This is a genomic window from Streptomyces sp. AC627_RSS907 (assembly GCF_019049165.1).
The window spans coordinates 1-561 of the sequence record NZ_JAGMUE010001160.1 but is presented as its reverse complement, the minus strand read 5'-3'; the positions used below and the strand labels follow the sequence as shown (position 1 = coordinate 561).

The window sequence follows — 561 nt, the reverse complement described above, 5'->3', positions numbered from 1 at the left end:
GTCCACGGCTGACCCTTCTGGCTGGGCGGTGACGACGGTGGGGGTCACCTCGATGGTGACGGTTCCCTCGCCGTGCCGCACCGCGTTTTCCAGCAGGTTGCCCAGCACCTGGTCGACCTTGTCCGGATCGGCCCACAGGTCCGGCAGCGGCTCCACGACCTTGATGAGGAACAGGTCGGGGCGCTGGCCGGCCGTGGTGTGCGCCTGCACGTGACGGCGCACGGCGGCGGCCATGTCCACGCACTGGCGGCGCACCTCGAGGCGCCCGGAGTCGATGCGGGAGATGTCCAGCAGTTCGGCTATCAACCGGGTGACCCGGTTGGCGTCGGCGTCCACCGTCTCCAGCATCAGCCGCTTCTGGTCGTCGGTGAACCTCTCCCACTTCGCCAGCAGCGTGGCCGTGAACCCCTTCACCGAGGTCAGCGGCGAGCGCAGCTCGTGCGCGACGGTGGCGATCAGCTCCGCGTTACTGCGCTCGGTACGGCGCCTGGCCTCGGTGCCGCGCAGGGTGACCACGAGGCGGCGCAGCGGACCGGTGGGGCGCGCCCGCACGTACCGCGC

General features: G+C 71.1%; 1 protein-coding gene. It reads right to left on the bottom strand.

The window, feature by feature from the left end:
- A partial coding sequence (locus tag KUM32_RS40830; protein WP_217146721.1) for a sensor histidine kinase KdpD occupies window positions 1-561 on the bottom strand: 561 nt, incomplete at both ends.